The sequence below is a fragment of the Ruminiclostridium cellobioparum subsp. termitidis CT1112 genome, from assembly GCF_000350485.1.
GTDB classification, from domain to species: Bacteria; Bacillota; Clostridia; order Acetivibrionales; family DSM-1351; genus Ruminiclostridium; species Ruminiclostridium termitidis.
This window is the reverse complement of sequence record NZ_AORV01000031.1, coordinates 193,519-209,273: the sequence shown is the minus strand read 5'-3', so window position 1 is coordinate 209,273 and position 15,755 is coordinate 193,519. Positions and strand designations below refer to the sequence as shown.

Annotated in this window: 14 protein-coding genes and 1 tRNA gene; 6 read left to right on the top strand and 9 right to left on the bottom strand. The window is 37.4% G+C overall.

The window, feature by feature from the left end; all coding sequences use genetic code 11:
• Window positions 1-14 precede the first annotated feature (14 nt).
• From CTER_RS11480 to CTER_RS11455, 6 genes are all read right to left on the bottom strand, one after another.
• On the bottom strand, window positions 15-707 hold the full coding sequence (locus CTER_RS11480; protein WP_004625599.1) for a DUF4956 domain-containing protein: 693 nt from the start codon (window positions 705-707) through the stop codon (window positions 15-17).
• 28 nt (window positions 708-735) lie between these two features.
• On the bottom strand, window positions 736-1,488 hold the full coding sequence (locus CTER_RS11475; RefSeq protein WP_004625526.1) for a polyphosphate polymerase domain-containing protein: 753 nt from the start codon (window positions 1,486-1,488) through the stop codon (window positions 736-738).
• Between the two features lie 179 nt (window positions 1,489-1,667).
• Window positions 1,668-3,593, bottom strand: a complete 1,926-nt coding sequence (locus tag CTER_RS11470) for a carbohydrate-binding domain-containing protein (RefSeq protein ID WP_004625632.1) — start codon at window positions 3,591-3,593, stop codon at window positions 1,668-1,670.
• 199 nt (window positions 3,594-3,792) lie between these two features.
• On the bottom strand, window positions 3,793-4,698 hold the full coding sequence (locus CTER_RS11465) for a metallophosphoesterase (RefSeq protein ID WP_004625616.1): 906 nt from the start codon (window positions 4,696-4,698) through the stop codon (window positions 3,793-3,795).
• A gap of 11 nt (window positions 4,699-4,709) precedes the next feature.
• Entirely contained in the window at window positions 4,710-5,753 is a 1,044-nt protein-coding gene (locus CTER_RS11460; protein WP_004625489.1) for a DUF4474 domain-containing protein, read from the bottom strand.
• Window positions 5,754-5,848: 95 nt separating this feature from the next.
• Entirely contained in the window at window positions 5,849-6,928 is a 1,080-nt protein-coding gene (locus CTER_RS11455; protein ID WP_004625573.1) for a diguanylate cyclase, read from the bottom strand.
• Window positions 6,929-7,101: 173 nt separating this feature from the next.
• Here CTER_RS11455 and CTER_RS11450 point away from each other — a divergent pair, with 173 nt between their 5' ends.
• Window positions 7,102-8,028, top strand: a complete 927-nt coding sequence (locus CTER_RS11450; protein WP_004625623.1) for an Ig-like domain-containing domain — start codon at window positions 7,102-7,104, stop codon at window positions 8,026-8,028.
• A gap of 80 nt (window positions 8,029-8,108) precedes the next feature.
• Window positions 8,109-8,690: a CDP-alcohol phosphatidyltransferase family protein gene (locus CTER_RS11445; RefSeq protein ID WP_004625519.1), complete on the top strand. Its 582-nt coding sequence runs from the start codon at window positions 8,109-8,111 to the stop codon at window positions 8,688-8,690.
• A 231-nt stretch (window positions 8,691-8,921) separates the two neighbouring features.
• On the opposite strand, the gene CTER_RS11440 is transcribed toward CTER_RS11445, so the two are convergent.
• A tRNA-Lys gene (locus tag CTER_RS11440) sits at window positions 8,922-8,997 on the bottom strand.
• 128 nt (window positions 8,998-9,125) lie between these two features.
• Entirely contained in the window at window positions 9,126-10,541 is a 1,416-nt protein-coding gene (gene pdxR / locus CTER_RS11435) for a MocR-like pyridoxine biosynthesis transcription factor PdxR (protein ID WP_004625554.1), read from the bottom strand.
• 120 nt (window positions 10,542-10,661) lie between these two features.
• Here pdxR and CTER_RS11430 point away from each other — a divergent pair, with 120 nt between their 5' ends.
• Window positions 10,662-11,030 carry a pyridoxamine 5'-phosphate oxidase family protein gene (locus CTER_RS11430; RefSeq protein ID WP_004625571.1) on the top strand — a complete coding sequence of 123 codons (369 nt, stop codon included), beginning with the start codon at window positions 10,662-10,664 and terminating at the stop codon, window positions 11,028-11,030.
• A 200-nt stretch (window positions 11,031-11,230) separates the two neighbouring features.
• On the opposite strand, the gene CTER_RS11425 is transcribed toward CTER_RS11430, so the two are convergent.
• A complete protein-coding gene (locus CTER_RS11425; protein WP_004625665.1) occupies window positions 11,231-11,794 on the bottom strand; it encodes a methyltransferase family protein in 564 nt (187 codons plus the stop codon).
• A 337-nt stretch (window positions 11,795-12,131) separates the two neighbouring features.
• Between CTER_RS11425 and CTER_RS11420 the strand changes: the two genes are divergently transcribed.
• The 3 genes from CTER_RS11420 to ccpM all read left to right on the top strand — a co-directional run bounded on the left by CTER_RS11420 (window position 12,132) and on the right by ccpM (window position 15,749).
• Complete coding sequence (locus CTER_RS11420; RefSeq protein ID WP_004625555.1) at window positions 12,132-13,880, top strand: ABC transporter ATP-binding protein; 1,749 nt, start codon at window positions 12,132-12,134, stop codon at window positions 13,878-13,880.
• Window positions 13,881-14,010: 130 nt separating this feature from the next.
• Complete coding sequence (locus tag CTER_RS27995) at window positions 14,011-14,226, top strand: CLI_3235 family bacteriocin precursor (RefSeq protein ID WP_004625656.1); 216 nt, start codon at window positions 14,011-14,013, stop codon at window positions 14,224-14,226.
• Between the two features lie 71 nt (window positions 14,227-14,297).
• A complete protein-coding gene (gene ccpM, locus CTER_RS11415) occupies window positions 14,298-15,749 on the top strand; it encodes a Cys-rich peptide radical SAM maturase CcpM (protein WP_004625528.1) in 1,452 nt (483 codons plus the stop codon).
• Window positions 15,750-15,755: the final 6 nt, after the last annotated feature.

Below are 15,755 nucleotides of genomic sequence, written 5' to 3'. Positions count from 1 at the left end.
AAAAAGTGAGTTTTTTATACTGCAACCCTGTCTTCATATTCCTTCAGGGTAAGGGATATATTCAGGTTACCGTTTCTGCATCTCAATTCATCTATGAATTGCTTCTGTTCATTTACCGATTTCAAATTGATTATATATACAATTTCAAAGATCGTACCGAAATCTGTGGTTTTAACACGTTTCATATTCCAGGAAGTGGTGTAGCGCTCCAGAATGTCATCAAACAGCCCTTGAAAATTCAGATCCTCCGGTATTGTGATTTTGAGCAGCATACAGGCATTTCCCGGATTGCCGAATTTAAAATTATGAAGCAGAGCCATCACCAGACAGAGCACAATTACAAATATTGTTCCGTAGGCAAGATAACCCATTCCACAGGCCAGGCCCACTGCCAGGGAAAAAAATACATAGGCTATATCCTTGGGATCTCCGGGAGCGCTTCTGAACCTGATCAAACTGAAGGCACCGGCCAGACTGAAGGCTCTGGCAACATTGTTGCCTATGAGCATTATTATTATTGATATTATTGCAGGAAGCATGATCAAGGTGATGGTAAATCCTGCGGAGTAACCTTCCCTCTTGTGAGTTCCTATATATGCAAGGCTGACGATCAGCCCCAGTATAAGTGCTGCTCCTAAAGCCGCAAGCACACCCGAAAGTGTAAGGGTATCACCCGAAGCCGAAACAGGAAAAATTGAATCCAACATTTAATTCTCTCCTTTATACTATTAAAATTTATTTGATGGCCGTTAACATTTGCAGGCTGTCTAATACCGCCTGCTTGTAGTATCGCTGGTACTCAGTCCCATATTTTGAAAAGCTGGTTTTATATACTTTAAGTTCCGATAGAAGCCGGGCCAGCCAGATGGGAACAGCTCTGGATATTTTAACTTCCATGAGGTATTGTCCGTCGTCCAGCAGCTGTTCTCCGAAACAGCCTTTTTCCAGGTTCAGTTCATTTCTCCTGGTAATGATATTACTGTCAAAGGTGATTCTGAACTCCCTGTCGTCTTTGCCGAAAAAGGCCATTCTGTTATAACTGATATAGGTTGCAGGATACACTTTATTTTTGCTCAGGAAGAACTCCAATTCATTGATAACCTGTGCACCTATATAGTTTTTAGCCGCAGGTTTGCTGCCTTCCTCCACGAACCGGCAGGCTTCCCGCAAGGTCATAGCTGCCCTTCTTTTGTAAACTACGCCTGCGGTTTTCTTTTTGAGCTCCAGGTATACTTTTGAATCCGGTGAAGTAGAGGGAGTATAGCTTCTTAATCGCAGTTTTTCCTTATATTGGGGTTTTGAGAGAGATGTCCGGATCAAATTACTGTCAAGTGTGTCATAATAAATATTGTAGATACTGTAATTTCTATATCCTCTGCAATATTCGTCCGGATTCATATACTCCGTTATTTTTGGCAAGAGCGTGTTGAACTGTTCACTGGACAAAAGAAATTTCATTTCATACCGTTTAAAAGTTGAAATTGCCATAATAAACCTCCTGTCTGATGTAATAATCAAATTGTCATTCCTGGATATATTTTACCATATTTTTACAATAAATTAATACTGATTTAACAAAAATTTGATATGATGAAAGATAAATATTAAATTTAAAGTGTTATGAGATATAATTGAGAAATATTTTTTTACGTGAAAAGCAGATGTGATCAGGGGTTTCCGGGCCTACCGCCTTCCATGAGGCCTTTGCCGCCGGGACCGCTGTGTCCTGTAGTTCCAACAGTAGTCACGACTTCCGAGACTGTAAAACTTTCATATTTTGTACCTCCGCTGTATGTGCCGCCTGTGAAGAGGCCGTCCTTTTCCGTTCCCCCCGAACTGCCTCCATAATAAATGTCATAGGTTGTACCTGTTTTAATCTCCGGTGAACTTATCACTATTGTCTGATAGTCTTTTTCCGGTTTAAAAGTGAGCAGGTCCATACCGTCACTGGACTTTATGTGAACCATCGTACCTGCCGGCATTGTCTGGGCGAAGGATATCATTGCGGAATTTTGAGTAGAGGCAGTGCCGGGTGCCTGCGCCATTCCTGAACTTCCGGCAGCTGCCAGAAAGCCTCCCGTCATTTTGAAGGTTCCGTCATAATCGAGGGCGCCGTTATTGTTTTCAGTGGGGCCGCTGATTATTACCGTTCCGTTTGTCATGAGGATTGAGCCGTTTGCATCAAGGCTGTCTCCTGCGGAATTGACGTAAATGTAACCGCCGTTTATATTTAAGGAAGCACTTCCTGAAGAATTTGAATTATTTTGTCCCGGGCGTTGGCCAAGGGATGAACTGCCTGTGCCGTCTGAGGCATTTATTCCGTCATCGCTTGCGTTTATACGGATATTACCGCCGTTAATTGTTATACTGGTGCTTTCGATACCTTCACAGGCCCTGGTTATATTTATTTCGCCATTGTTTATTTCAATACTTGAATCGGCATGAATACCATCATCTCCTGAAGCAGCAGTGACATATCCGCCATTTATTGAAATCCTGTTGTTGGAATGGAGAGAGTCATCTGCCGAGTCGATATCGATAGTTCCGCCGTATATAGTGATACCGGCTGCTGCTTTGATGCCTTTTTTGCTGTCGGAGTCACTGTCGGTATCAGCAATACCCGGTTGATTGTCCGGCTTTGTCTCTCCATTGGCACTGCCGCCGCCGGAAGATATCCTGATATCTCCTGTTTTGACTACAACGTTTGTTTCAGCTTGGATTCCATCCTCCTGGGCTGTTATGCTTACGGTGCCGTCTTCGATTAAGATAAAACCTTTTTGGGAATCTTCATCATTGTTTGATTTTATGCCGTCCTGCCGGGCATTGACATTCACTATTCCATTTTTTATCGCAACAAAATCCCTGCCTCTGATGCCATCCCCTGTTGAATTTACAGTTATGTTGCCGCTCATGATTTTTAATTCATCCTTACTTGTGATAGCGTTTTTGTAATTTGCATTTACCGTTAATGAGCCTGTTCCGTTGACAGTCAGATCGGATTTTGAGAAGATGGTTGCATTGGGCTCATCGGCTTCCTTATTTGTTAAAACATATGTTTTGCTGTCGGTTAAATTGTTATTTGAGCCCTCCGCCAGCACTATTACTGTCTTTTTAGCCCGGATTATATAGACTGGCGAACTGTCGGAACTTGTAATATTTGCTCCGTTCAGAACAAGTCTCACTGTTCCCTTGTCTTCAGTGTCTACGAGGACTTGCCCGCCGTTTAAGGTTCCGCTTATAATATATGTTCCTGCAGAAGTAATTGTTACATTGTTGTCTTTTATTGCGACTTCGGCTCCATCCCAGGTTGTGGCATTTGTTTTTAAAAATATATTTGTCGCATCCCCGGTGCTCCAGCTGGCGTTCTCGTCATCGGAGTCATACTGTACTGATACATCAGCTTTTGCTGCAGTACCTGCCTGTGCTGTACCTGTATTGGCAGCCATTGATCCCACGGCTGCCCGGGAAGCCGGACCGGAATTTATGGATGCGGCCGTATCTGAATTCCCGGCTGTGCAGGCTGTCAGTGAAAAGCCAAGCAGTACAGCCATTAAAACAGGAGTGAACTTGTATTTTGATCTTTTATTATGCATAATGTGCATCCTCCTTTTGTATTTGACATTTTAATTTTAAAAAACAAATGTGATGGTTTTATGAAAGGAAGTTGAGTATTTCAAAAATAAAAAGGAAGGAACAGCTGTAACCCTGACGATTTGGCCAGGGTTGCAGCTGTTCCTTCCCGGAGTATTGCCTTAAATATATGTTTTACAGATTAAACATTAAATGTATGCATTAATGCTTATGCAGCCAAGCAAAATATTCCTGCAGATTGTTTGGACCGCCCAGGATATCTCTTGCAATATACAGCGAACCATCATTTTTTACTTTTTCGCTCCACTTAACAAGGCAAATGGTACCGTTGGAAATTTCTATAGCTGTAATTGCATTGGGATGGATACAGCTTCCATCATTGAAGTACGGAACCTGCCCCACATCGGGAAAGGATGGTCTGTGATTATGCCCTGCAATCAGTATATGTTTTTCCCTGGCGACCCATTTTGTAAGCTTTTTTGCAATTGATATTTTTTTCTTATAATTTTTTGCCGCACTTGTAGGGTCATTAACCCCGAAATTTTCAAGCGGCTTCCAGACATATCTTACCAGGAATTTACTCAGCCTCCAGAAGGAACTGCTCATGGTATCCATCTGGTGCCCATGAATGAGAAGAATTTTGTCGTCTGACTCGGAGTGCCTTAAAACCAGTCCTTCATGAACTTTTACATTATTAAAAATGTTTGGATCCTCCTGTTCGCGCTGAGCATAGTAGCGTTGTATATTTCTGTTGACATATTTATAGTTTCTCTTTTCCATATCATGATTACCGTACATGAGATAGAGTCTTTGATCATCATGGAACTTGGACAGCAGTCCAAAAACCTCCTTATGGATCTGTATGATATCCGACAGACGCCTGTTTTCCCAAAGCTCATCACCATCACCCAACTCTATATAAGTAAAGTTGTGATAATAGTATTGAGATAATGCTGAATAATAAATATTTCTGTTACTTAAAAAATTATCGGAACGGCTTCCGTCACCTCTATGACAATCACTCATTAATACAAACTTGGAGGTATCATCAAAAGGTATTATGTCCGATTTGTTATATACATTGGTGACCCTGTCTAATTTATTCATATTACCCGACCTCACTTGGGGAGCTGATTGCCATCAACTTCAATATTCAAATAGTCCTTTATTTTGTCGAAGACGCTGAATATTGAGGCTGTCTTACCTATCTTGAACAGCTCGGTATATAATTCAGGTGAACCCTCTTTAACTGCTTTTACCTTATCTTTCATACTGGTGTAACCTTTTGTAAGGGTTTGATATACGTCGCAATTTCTTTTGAGTTGTGCAAGCATCATTTTATCTGTAGCTGCCGACCTTGTGTAGGGTTGTCTGGAATGCGGCTTGTCGTAAAAGAGCGCAACGGTGTTTTTTCTGACTTCATAATCACCTTCTTTATAGCCCGCCCTCTGAAGAGCCTTCAGGAATGCATCTCTCATTCCGCGGCTCTTTAAGGTTATATAGACATCCATGGACAGTTCGGACGGCTCTGAATATTCACCCAGTTTGAATGCTGTCAGCCACCAGTGCCTGCCCTTTCTGTTAAACAGCTCTTCGCCGTTCTTATAAAGCACAAAGCCCATGTAAAGTCTGTCTTCATTGCTGGCGCAGGTATAGAAGGTGCCGTCAAACACACCCGGAATATTCAGGTCGGGCCACTGGCTGGAGTAGACTCCGAGTTCACAGCCTGTGGTCATACCGTATTGACCTTTCCAGAACTCAATGAGCCAGCGCCTTCCGGCATAGGAAAAACGTATTGGCTCACTGTCAATAATCATCCCCAGGGGGGCGGCGGCTTCATCATAAAGTCTGCAGTAGCCCATGCTTCTCTGCCATGCATACATCGTTGAAAAGAACAGGTCATTTGTTTGATTATAGGCATATCCGGCAGTACCTATCAGCTCATCAATAGAACCGCCTCCTCCATCGTCTCTTTGTTCTGAAAAGACCTTTTTAACAGCTGAGTAATATCTCTTTTCAGCCCTTCTGTAAGAAACCCGGTAGGATATATATTCATATAAGATAGGACCCGACAATATTACTGCAAAAATTGCAATAAGAAAAATTGAAAACCAGAGGTTAAAACTTACAACTTCGCTGGTTAGCAACGGAATATTTAACATTATAAATCACCTCAAATTCGTTGTTGATACATAATATTCAAATCTAAGGAGTTATGTTAAAGTTGTTGGGATAAGATTTAAAAGTTTTACAAAAATTATTTTGCCGGTACAACCCTGTTTCGCCCGGCACGTTTTGCAGAATAAAGAGCTTCGTCGGCTTTTTCCTTTAAAATATCTATATTGGAAATTTTATCAGGGTAGGAGGATATACCGATAGAAATGGTTATTTTAATAATGACACCATTTGATAATATGAAAGATGTGTTCTCAACCTTTTTACGCAGCCGTTCGGCGATTTCCAGTGCCAAATCCGAAGTACAATCGGGCAGTATGACAGAGAACTCTTCTCCTCCATTCCTTGAAACGATATCTATATCCCGGCAGTTATGGATAAGAAGGTCTCCCAGGGTCTTTAAAACAATATCACCGTCTTCATGTCCGTAAGTATCATTAACCTTCTTAAAAAAGTCAATATCCAGAAACAGTAATGAAATTTGCCGTTTATCTGTTTTTGATTTTTCTATTATATTATTATATATGGCATCAAATTGCCGGGCATTATTGAGACCTGTCAGAAAATCCTTTTTGGACTCCTGCTGATAACGCCTGAAGGCAAAAGTATATGCTTCCAGATATCTTATGTAATAATAAATTAAAAAGGCAATAAGACTTGAGACAGAACAAAACAGTGTAATAATCAAAATTTTATTTTTCATGCCGTCAATAAATACCGCATAGTTCAGACTTATAATAAATTCGAAAATAATTGATCCATAGACCCATTTTTTCCATAGCTGCTTTTGTTTCCTGAAGAGAGGGTAGGTCAGAAGCGGAAGTATAAAGGTAGAGATTGAGGCTGCAAACGCAGTGTCTGAAAATCCGAATCTTATTATGCGGAACACGGCAATGGCGAAACTTGCAATTATTCCGGGTATAAAACCTCCATAGAGACAGGCTATTAGTATGGGCAAAATACGCAGATCTACTATAAGATGGTTTGTGAGCTTAACTGAAAACTCAACTAATACCATGCCCATGATCCCGAAAATCAAACCCATTTTGATTTTTAACCCTATAGGGAGCTGAGGGTTCAAGCCGGTGTTCCGGAAGATCTGGTAACATATACTTAAAAATGCTATTAACATTCCTGAATTTATTACGAAATCTCTAAACATTAGTCCCCCATTAAAAGCAATTTTCGACAATTTATTATTATACTACCACACCGCAATAATATGAAACAATAAAATAGTGTTAAATGTTTAATTTAGAGGACTTAAACATATCTTTCAATTAATGCTTGCAAATGGTAAAATAATATTTAATTAATGTATTAAGGGGTGTTTGTATGAAGAGATTCGTATCGTTCATTTGTATAATTTCAATTTTGATAATTACATGCCAAACGTCGTTTTCCGCCGCAAAAGACAACGTTGCACCAACTGTAGTCAAAACTGATCCGGGCAGCAATCTTTCCACTGTGGAAACAAATAAGACTATTACAATAAAATTCAGTGAACAGATCTTCAAAGGTAATACCTATTCCAGAATCAAACTGGCAAATTCCTGGACGGTATCCGTAAATATAGCCGTTACTGTAGACAGAAATAATTCACTTATAATCAGACCCAAGGGCAATCTTGAAAATGATATGGTGTATGAATTGATAATTCCTGCAAATGCGGTCAAGGATAAATCAGGAAATGGCTTAAAAAAGGCATATATTTTGAAGTTCAGGACTGAGCCGGATTCTTCAGCCTTTAATGTAGAGATCTTCCAGAACGGCAATGAAATAAAGGCGGATGCTAAAGATAACGCTTTCTATCTTGACAGAAGCAATTTCTCACTGAGATTTAAAATGCCCATTGAGGGCATATTACAGATGGCAGCACTGGATGACAGTGACAGTTATGACCTGACGAAAGAGGGAATGAGTCTGGAAGAAATCCCTTATTTTATACCCGGGACGGGGATGGCAGCGGATGGACCGTATGAATCTCTATACGTGAACAATGAGGCCCATCATTATCTATTTTATAGTGACGACGCCCACAGCAGGTTACCTGTTATTAATGAAGATGAAAACAGCATTATTGATACAGAATTTAAAGTTAATGATATTCAGCTGCTTGATCCTGAAATATATGAATATACCGGATATTCCCTTGATGAATTTCCGATGGATAATATCTATATCGTTGCTGTAATGGATTTAAATCATGACGGTATAATTAATAAAGGTGAGTATAATAAGCTTGTTTTAATTTTTAACTGAAATAAGAAAATGGAATAGTAAAATACAGAGTAAAATCATAAGATGGTATAAATAGGTAATTCATATACAGAGGTATTTATATGTCCCAAAACACCGCAAAAAATGCAGCTAAAACCGCAGCACCAGGCCGTATAGCAAGGGCAATACCAAATTGTCTGTCCATAACAAGGATAGTTCTTGCCTTATGCCTTATTGCAATAAAGCCGCTCAGTATTACCTTTTACATTATATATGTTCTTTGTGGAATAAGTGATATGCTGGACGGATTTATTGCAAGGAAAACAGGAGCTTCCAGTCCGATTGGTGCAAGGCTGGATTCAGCAGCAGATCTGGTAATGGTGGCGGTTTTGTTTTTCAAATTATATCCAATTATAAGTATTCCTGCTCAAATAGTTATTTGGATTTTACTGGTTTTTGTTATCAGAATTATCTCAATGGCAATAGTATTTTTGAAATATAAATCTTTTGCAATTCTCCATACGTATTCCAATAAGGTCACAGGACTGCTTTTATTTCTAATTCCCATTTTTCTTCTAAACTATTCTTCGAACTGGTGGATGTATGTAATATGCGGTATCGCAAACCTGTCGGCGGCTGAGGAGCTGATGATACATCTGACTTCGAAAGAATTGCAGCCCGACAGGAAAAGCATATTTTTATGATTATCTTCCAGGGTACCAGCTGCCGGACAATATACGTTTTTACTGTACAATATATCTTCAAGATGTTACAGACCACGGTCAGCGATGACAAATTGAAATAGGCAGCCGGTGGGCTACCTATTCGGGTCATTGGATAAAATAACTAGACAAAGAAATATATAAATAACCAACAAGGTACTAAGCAAGCACCAAACAAAGAAAAACCATACGTATGTATGGTTTTTCTTTGTTTGGTGCGCCATCACGGGTTCGAACCGGGGACACCCTGATTAAGAGTCAGGTGCTCTACCAACTGAGCTAATGGCGCATTTATAAGCAATTACATGCCGCTGTTATCTCCAGGCAGCTTATTCATTATATGAACTATTTTATAACTTGTCAATACCATATTAAAAAAGAAGCAATGAATTTTGTAATTAATTTTAAGGTAACTTTTCAAAATACTTTCCACGCTCGTGCCAGTTGCTTAATCCCATTAATAATAACCTCTTCAGAAGTGTTTCCAAATCCCAGCAAAACCATATTGTTGGGATAGCGGTTTGCATCTATCCAGAACGTGGATACCGGATAAACTAAAACTCCATATTCCCCGGACTTATCTACCATTTCTTTTTCGGTTAAGCCCTGAGTAGATTCGAGTAAGATGTGCAGCCCGGCATTTCTTCCATGTATGATCACACTGTCACCTAATAACTCCTCAATAGTTTGTATCAAAAGGTCATGTTTTTTCTTATTGGCATTGCATGACCTGCGTAAATGTCTTTCCCAATGGCCGGAGTGGATAAATTGATGAATTATTCGCTGCTGTACTAAAGCAACTGGGCATTGATACATCTTAAAGTCTTTATTATAAAGTTTCATCAATTTGAGGGGCAACACCATATAACTCACTCTTAAGCTGGGGGACAAAGCTTTTGAAAGTGTTCCGACATACACAACATTTTCACTTTTTGTAATACTGTTTATTGACGGGATAGGCCTGGAATTATAACGCAGTTCACTATCATAATCATCTTCAATGATAATTCCGTTGCTTCGGGATGCCCAATTAAGCAAAAGCAGCCTTTTTTGTATAGGCATTACAGCACCGGTAGGGAATTGATGGGATGGTGTCACATAAACAATTTTAGCTGAGGAATTTGTTAATTCGGTTATATCCAATCCATCTTTCTCAACTGTAATTGGAACTACAGTAAATCCGTTATTTCTGAAAATATCTCTCGCTCCTGAATATCCAGGTTCTTCAACAGCGACTTGGTTAAAGCCCGGCCTTAAGAGCTGACTGAGCAGAGAAAGAGCATAATCAAAGCCGGAACAGATGATAATTTGCTCTGCATCGCAGGAAAGCCCTCTGGATTTTCTCAAATAGTCTCTTAAATCATTTCTTAACTCCAGATCACCGTTTCTTTCGCAATATTTGGTCATATCTTCCGGGGTTAAAGATGCAAGGGCCTTATTGGAGACCTTTTTCCATATATTCATGGGAAAATCAATAGAGCTTAAATGGCTGTATTCAAATTTGTAGGTATAAATGAGTGATGAGCCCGACTTTCCATGTTTTGGTTCTGTTTGATCCATACTATAATTTTCATGTTCTATAAAATCCATCATACTATTGATGTTTTGTACAATAAAGCCGCTGCCAGCTTTGCTTTGCACATACCCTTCCGAAGCAAGCTGCAAATATGCATTCTCAACTGTGTTCCTGCCAACGTTCAGTGTTTCGGAAAGATAACGTGTTGAAGGCAGTTTTGAATTTTGGGGCAATCGGCCTGCAATAATTTCCTCCTTAAGTTGTCCATAGATTTGTATATATAATGGTGTACCTGAGTTGTTATTTAGTATAATCATCCGGCTGCTCCTAACTGTATCCTATAAAATTATTAAAATTGGATATTTTAATAAATACAATTTGACAGTATACTAATTGTGTTAGCCTGTCAATGTGATTGTTAATAGAGGAGGAGTAAAATGTTAAATGAAAAGTTCTTTGAAGTTATATCTCATGAAGGTGTAGTAGCGATTGTAACCAGTGGTGACAATGGAACTCATGTAGTCAATACGTGGAATTCATACCTTGTCATAGAGGAAAACAGGATTCTTATTCCTGCCGCCGGTATGCGGACAACTCAAAAAAATATTGAACAGAACAATAATGTTAAGGTCACTCTAGGAAGCAAGGAAGTAATGGGCCACAAGTTCATGGGAACCGGATTCCTTATTGAAGGAAAGGCTAAGTTTCTGAACTCCGGCTCTGAGTTCGATATGATGAAACAAAAGTTTCCTTTCCTGAGCAGAGTTCTGGAAATTACAGTCGAAAGTTCTAAGCAAACATTGTAAAGCAATAATTTTATACAAACAGTAAACAAAGAACTTTGGGATTTTACCCAAAGTTCTTTGTTGTGGAAAGTCAGATCAGCTTTCTTTTGTTTGCCATAGTTTGAGTTATAGCTAATGAAATAGTCGTTTCTTCTTGATTTACTCCATTCGATTCTGTTTTTTATTCAGATTTAAATCCTCCTTGCAAATGCAAATGATTCTTATAGAAAACGTCTAACTCTATTGCAGTATTCCGCATATTTTTCGCCATATATCTTTCTTAGCGATTCTTCTTCAAGTAGGATTTGGCGATTGAATAGCCATATACCTGCAATAGCATAAATCAATATTATCCAATTCGGAATAATCAAAAATAATCCTGTCAGAACCAATCCGAATGCCGTATATATTGGATTACGACTGATCGCAAATGCACCAGTGGTAACAAGTTCTCCGGGGTGATCTTCATCTAAACCGACACGAAAGTTTTTTCCAAACGAAATCAGTGCATATACAAACAATAAACACCCCATTACACATGCAATCACCCCTATCCAGCAGACAAATTCATTATTGAACAATTCAGCTCCGATTTCAGGCAGACCAAACGTGCTTGAGAACACAATATAGAATAGCAGCAAGGCAAATGGAGGGATAAAGAAATCCTTCCTATCCATCTCCCCGAAACGAATAACCTTTATCCCCAGCTTTTTTAACTGGAAAGCCCGGAATAAAACAAGAATTACAAGAAAAATTAATACTGCTGCTGCGATATATCTCGTCATATCATTTCTCCTTTAACTTAACAAGGATTTCGATACTTTTAAATCCCGGTACACCCCAAAAGTTCTAACAATTTCACATATATAAAAACTTACTTGCTAATAATTGTATCACTTACTGAATACTCCAACAATAAAGTTGTTGCTTATTTGATATATAAAAAATAATTGCTAAGGGTGAAAAAGCTTTCTGGATGTAGAATATAGGTAAATTGTAATTAAATACACAATAAAGCAAAAAATGGTTTGACATTAGTAGAACTTTGTCATATAATTGGTTAAGATTTAACAAATATTACATAATATGTAAAAAAGCATATGATAAGTTGGTGCTAATGTGATGAAAGCTAAAGAAAATAAAGACTTAATCATAAGAATATTTAAGCTGTTAAAACCTTATTTCAAGAAAATCAGTATAATATTTGTTTGTATAATTGCTTCGGCTGGAATCAATATGATTTTGCCGCTGCTTAGCAAACAGATTATGGATAATGGTCTACTTGTAAAAAATTTAGCTGTAGTAGTTAAATTTTCAATAATTACTTTTTCCATTGTTTTGCTGGAACAGGCTATCGGGTTGTTTGAAACGAAATATTATTCATATGTTAATTCTATCTTTCAATATTCTCTCACAAAAATGGCTTTTAAGCATCTTCAAAAACTCAAGCTTCAATATTTTAATAATACAAATTTTTCTGAAATTATGAGCAATGTTGGAATGGACGTTGGGAATATATCCAGGATTTGTGATAAAGGTACATTTATTATATTATCGCAAATATTTAGAATTATTGGTGGATTAATCGGGCTTCTAATAATCGACTGGAGATTGACACTGATTGTGTTATTTGTTGTCCCAATAAGATATTTTACAGTGAAGTTCTTAGCAAAAAAAAGGAAAACGATGTTTAATAAATTTATGGAATATAACCGTGAATATGCATCGTGGTATGGCGATGCAATAAGCGGGATAAAAGAAATCAAGCTTTGGGGAATTGAGAGGATAAAAACAGGAGAATTTATCAAAAAGCAAAGAAATATAGTAAAAATGAATATAAAGATGGCTTTTTTAGATAAATTTAATGAATACTCAGAAATTATTGTGTTCCAGGGAATTAATTGTGCTATGTATATTCTTGGGGCATACATTGCATTTAGAAATGGACTGACTATCGGAGGCCTATTTGCATTTTTGACATATAGCACTTATGTTATAGGACCGATTTCTTCAATATTGAATATAGGCTATAATTTTTCAAACATAATTCCTTCCGCAAAACGCTTTTTTGAATTTCTTGATATGGAAACAGAGGCTGATGGAGATAAGAAAAGTCTTGTAAGACTAACTGGTAGAGAGATACCTGGATGCATCAAATTCGAGAAGGTAAGCTTTTCATATAAGGATGGAGAAAAGGTTTTAAATAATATTAGCTTTAGTATAAGTCGTGGGGAAAAAGTTGCAATTATTGGAGCAAACGGATCTGGAAAAAGTACGCTCATAAATCTTCTTTTGAGATTTTATAAACCACAGGAAGGGAAAATAATGATTGATGGAATGGATATAGATGATATTAATCTCAAAGACTACAGAAATTTGTTTTCTGTAGTGAGTCAGGATTTATACCTTTTTAATGCGACAATTGAAGAAAATATATCAATTGGTTCAAGTGCAGATGCTTCAATAATAAATAATGCCGCAGTTAAGAGCGGTGCATACGATTTTATAAAGGACATGCCCTTAAAATATAAAAGTGAGGTGGGCAGAAACGGTGCGAAGCTGTCTGGAGGGCAAAGACAGAAGATAGCAATGGCCAGAGCGTTTGCGAGGAAGTCAAAAATACTGATACTTGATGAAGCTACGGCAAATTATGATATGGAATCGGAGGCATACGTTAACCAAATGCTGACCACTGCTTTTGAAGATAACACAGTTATAGTGATAAGTCATAAGACTGATATCCTGTCAAAGGTTGATAAGATTTGGATGGTAGATTACGGGAGTATCACAGAATATAAGAGCCTGTATGATCTAAAGAGTAATTGTGAGTTTTATAAGCATTTCCTTGTGGAAGAGAAGAAAGTCATATAATTTTTTATAATTGTTAAAAAAGTTTTGCTCCTATATTCCATGGATACATATTTAGGTGCAAAAGTAGTAATAAAAGGTAAGGGAAGTCGCGAGTTTCATACCTAAACTGCAAGAGTGAGGGGGTGAAAAAATGAAAAAGTTAGGTAAAAAAATGCATGAAATGAAAGAGACTATTGAGGCGTACAATTGCATTATGATATGTGAATGCAGCTCTTGTTCGTGTACTTGTAACCCGACAACCTGTGGAGGAAATACTTCAGCTATTGCTACCACAGGTTCAGCAACTATTGGATCTACAAGCACAGGATCAATTAATACCAGGAATTACGCAGTAGCATATAATTAAATAGCTATAACCGGAATATAGTTTTTATTATATTCCGGTTATCCTTAATTCGGATGAGGAGGAAACGGTTAGTGGAGGATTCATTTATACACTTATTTACCACCCCGGGAGGGTATTATTTATATGATATAAATAAAAATACAATTCTTAGTTTACAAAAAGAACAATTTGAGGTTATTAAAAATAATTTATCAGGAAATCAAGATAATTCGGGATATAGTAATCACACTATCGATTCAGTTAATTACTTGCGTGATCTTGGTTTTTTATCTTCCAAGAGACCAAAGGAAATGTATAATCCCATAAGTGATACGTTGATATATCACCTTAATAATAAAGTCAAAATGATTACACTTCAAATAACTCGCCAATGTAATCTTAGATGCAAATATTGTGTATACTCTGGAAACTATGAAAATAGAGGACATGAGAATGTTAAAATGAGCTTTGAAACAGCTAAAAAAGGAATTGATTTTCTTATCGAAAACTCAAAGGATAATGAAAGAATCTTTCTGGCATTTTATGGTGGAGAGCCGTTAATTGAATTTGACTTTATAAAGGAATGTATAAAGTACTATGAGGAAAAGGGTGAAGGAAAAGAGATTCATACAACATTGACTACAAATGCGACACTTATAACTGAAGAAATGATTGCTTATCTATGTAAGCATAACGTAAATTTATTAATTAGTCTTGATGGACCGGCAGAAGTTCATAATAAAAATAGAGTATATTGTAACGAGGATAAAGGAACCTTTGAGAAGGTAATGGATAACATAGATATGATAAAGGAAAAATTTCCTTACTATTTAGATAAAAGAGTTACATTTAATGCAGTATTAGATCCGGAAAATGATTTTAGCTGCGTTAATGATTTTTTTGCTGACTTTCAAGAAATTAAACAGTCTAATCTCATATCATCACAAATAGCCGATTATTATAAAAAAGAGGATATAGAATATTCAGATACCTATATTAGTAAGCTCAGGTATGAGTATTTTAAATTATTTTTATCCAAGGTTGGTTGTTTAAATAAAAAATATACTTCTAAATTAGTTTGGAGGTACTATGGTCAAATGATAGATAGGTATAATAGATTGGAATTAACGAAGGAGATACCCGATAGAGTTCATCATGGGGGCCCATGTACACCTGGAGTACAAAGATTATTTATGGATGTTAATGGTAATCTGTATCCATGTGAAAGGGTTAGTGAAACATCCTCACAAATGCAAATAGGAAATGTCGATACAGGATTTGATGTTGATAAAATAAAAACTTTACTAAACATTGGAAGAATAAGTGAAAAAAAGTGTATAAACTGTTGGGCTCTTAGATTTTGCAGTCTTTGTGCGGCAGCAGCAGATGAAAATAGTAATTTGTCTATGGAAAAAAAGGTATCGCATTGTATTTCAGTAAGAAACTATGTTGAGAATTTATTAAAAGATATTTGTACATTAAGGGAATTTGGTGATGAATTGGATTTGTTTAAAGACATTGATTCAGCAGATTGGCAAATATAATACGGA

Bases quoted from the DNA above. Each gene is read 5' to 3' on its own strand.
- CTER_RS11480 (WP_004625599.1), bottom strand. From the start codon at position 707: ATGTTGGATTCAATTTTTCCTGTTTCGGCTTCGGGTGATACCCTTACA.
- CTER_RS11475 (WP_004625526.1), bottom strand. From the start codon at position 1,488: ATGGCAATTTCAACTTTTAAACGGTATGAAATGAAATTTCTTTTGTCC.
- CTER_RS11470 (WP_004625632.1), bottom strand. From the start codon at position 3,593: ATGCATAATAAAAGATCAAAATACAAGTTCACTCCTGTTTTAATGGCT.
- CTER_RS11465 (WP_004625616.1), bottom strand. From the start codon at position 4,698: ATGAATAAATTAGACAGGGTCACCAATGTATATAACAAATCGGACATA.
- CTER_RS11460 (WP_004625489.1), bottom strand. From the start codon at position 5,753: ATGTTAAATATTCCGTTGCTAACCAGCGAAGTTGTAAGTTTTAACCTC.
- CTER_RS11455 (WP_004625573.1), bottom strand. From the start codon at position 6,928: ATGTTTAGAGATTTCGTAATAAATTCAGGAATGTTAATAGCATTTTTA.
- CTER_RS11450 (WP_004625623.1), top strand. From the start codon at position 7,102: ATGAAGAGATTCGTATCGTTCATTTGTATAATTTCAATTTTGATAATT.
- CTER_RS11445 (WP_004625519.1), top strand. From the start codon at position 8,109: ATGTCCCAAAACACCGCAAAAAATGCAGCTAAAACCGCAGCACCAGGC.
- pdxR (WP_004625554.1), bottom strand. From the start codon at position 10,541: ATGATTATACTAAATAACAACTCAGGTACACCATTATATATACAAATC.
- CTER_RS11430 (WP_004625571.1), top strand. From the start codon at position 10,662: ATGTTAAATGAAAAGTTCTTTGAAGTTATATCTCATGAAGGTGTAGTA.
- CTER_RS11425 (WP_004625665.1), bottom strand. From the start codon at position 11,794: ATGACGAGATATATCGCAGCAGCAGTATTAATTTTTCTTGTAATTCTT.
- CTER_RS11420 (WP_004625555.1), top strand. From the start codon at position 12,132: ATGAAAGCTAAAGAAAATAAAGACTTAATCATAAGAATATTTAAGCTG.
- CTER_RS27995 (WP_004625656.1), top strand. From the start codon at position 14,011: ATGAAAAAGTTAGGTAAAAAAATGCATGAAATGAAAGAGACTATTGAG.